The organism is Nocardia sp. NPDC052001, from assembly GCF_040680615.1.
Classification (GTDB): domain Bacteria; phylum Actinomycetota; class Actinomycetes; order Mycobacteriales; family Mycobacteriaceae; genus Nocardia.
In genome coordinates this window covers 1-2155 of the sequence record NZ_JBFAXC010000034.1, presented here as the reverse complement: position 1 = coordinate 2155, position 2155 = coordinate 1, and the positions used below count along the sequence as shown (strand labels likewise).

The following is a 2155-nucleotide window of genomic DNA, read 5'->3' as shown; positions in this document are numbered from 1 at the left end:
AGCGATATACAACTCACCGATCACCCCGACCGGAACCTCGGACAAACCCGAATCCAGAACAAACACCGCGGTCCCCGAAATCGGACGACCTATCGGAAGCACCCCCGACCCCGCCACCAGCGGTTCGCTCACCGTCGCACACACGGTCGCCTCCGTCGGCCCGTACGCATTCACCATCGACCGGCCCGGCGCCCACCGATCAACCAATTCCGCTGAAGTCGCCTCCCCCGCGACGACCAGCGAGCGCACCGACTCCGAACCCTCGGGTGACAGCGCACCCAGCACCGACGGCGTGAGGGTCACATGGGTGATGCCGGAATCTCGGATGAGGTCTGCCGTACCGGAAATCCTCGATATCGCGTCATCCGGTGGGATGACCAGGGTCGCCCCCGTCACCAATGTCACCCAGATCTCGGACACCGCAGCATCGAAGCTCCAGGATGCGAACTGCAACACCCGGCTGTCCGCGTCGACACCGAATCTTTCGGCCTGATCGGCGATCAAATCGCCGATTCCGGTGTGGGTGAGGGCGACACCCTTGGGAGTACCGGTCGTGCCGGAGGTATAGATGATGTACGCCAGCTCCGATGCCGGTGTAACAGTCAGTGGGGTGTCGGGTTGGTCGATCGGTGTTCGGTCGGCGACGTCGATCACCGCCACGTCGTGCCCGGCCAGGCGGCACGCGTACTCATCGGTCGTGATCACCGCGACCGGTGACGCATCGCCAAGCATGAACCCGATCCGATCATCCGGATGCCGAACATCGATCGGCAAATACGCCGCCCCGGCCGCGAGCACCGCCAGCATCGACACGATCGCCGCACCCGAACGCGGCACCAGCAACGCCACGACATCACCCGCGCGAACACCCCGATCGATCAGCAGATGAGCGAACCGCGTCGCGTTCTCATCAAGCTCCCGATATGTCCACGACCGTTGTTCGCACACCACCGCCACCGCATCCGGTGTTCGGCGCGCCTGCACTGCGAACAAGGCCGGAATCGACTCCGCTGCAACATCTTCGGTCAATGCTTGCCGATTCGAGAACGCCGTCAGCCGCACCCGCTCGTCCTCGTCGAAAACCTCGATCGACGACACCCGCCGCCGCGGATCAGCCACCACCGCATCCAGCACCCGCCGTAACCGACCCGCCAAATGTTCGACCGTCAACGCATCAAACAGATCGGTCCGATACACGATCGCCCCGTGGATCCCGGCGACATCGCCATCCTCGGTGAGGATTTCGCCGAGACTGAAACTCAAATCGACACGGGCGGTACCGGTCTGCGCCGATTCCACGGACACGTCCACCCCGCCCAGGTCGAGAGCGGCGTTTTCATTGTTCTGCCACGCGAACATCACCTGCACCAACGGGTGATGCGCTTGAGACCGAGCCGGATTGAGCCGCTCGACCACTACCTCGAATGGCACATCCTGGTTGGCGAACGCGTCCAGGCTGCGTTCGCGCACCTGCTCGACCAACTCACCGAAACCGGGATCACCGCTCACATCGGTACGCAAAACCAAAGTGTTGACGAAGAATCCGACCAGATCATTCAGCGCGGCATCACCGCGGCCGGCGACAGGAACGCCAACCGCGATATCAGCGCTGCCGCTCATCCGCGACAACAACACCGCCAGCGCGGCGTGCACCACCATGAACGTGGTGACGTTGAACTCACCGGCTACCTGGCGAATTTGCTCGTGCAGGTGAACCGGCCAGGCCACGGGCACCGCAGCGCCGCGATAGGACGCAACAGACGGATAAGGCCGATCCGTCGGCAACTCCAGCCGCTCCGGCAAACCCGTAAGACTCCGCTCCCAGAACGCCATCTGCCCCGCGAGCTCGCTACCCGGATCATCGATATCCCCGAGATACTCACGCTGCCACAGGGTGTAATCCCCATACTGCACCGGCAATGGAGCCCAACCGGGAGCGATACCCGTGCACCGCGCCGAGTAGGCCACATCCAGATCACGCGCCAATGGCGCGTATGACCAACCATCCCCGGCGATGTGATGCATCGTCAGAACCAACACGTACTCTTCGGCGCCTGCTACGAAAAGTCTTGCCCGCAAAGGAATCTCGGCCGCAAGATCGAACTCGTACCGGACCAGCCCAGCCACCGCCGCATCGAGCCGACCACCCGGCCAC

Annotated in this window: 1 protein-coding gene; it reads right to left on the bottom strand. The window is 63.4% G+C overall.

The annotated features are described in order from the left end of the window. Positions 1 to 2127, bottom strand: a 2127-nt coding sequence (locus AB0L82_RS43625; protein ID WP_364651598.1) for an AMP-binding protein, incomplete at its 3' end; no start/stop codon positions are given. Positions 2128 to 2155 lie beyond the last annotated feature (28 nt).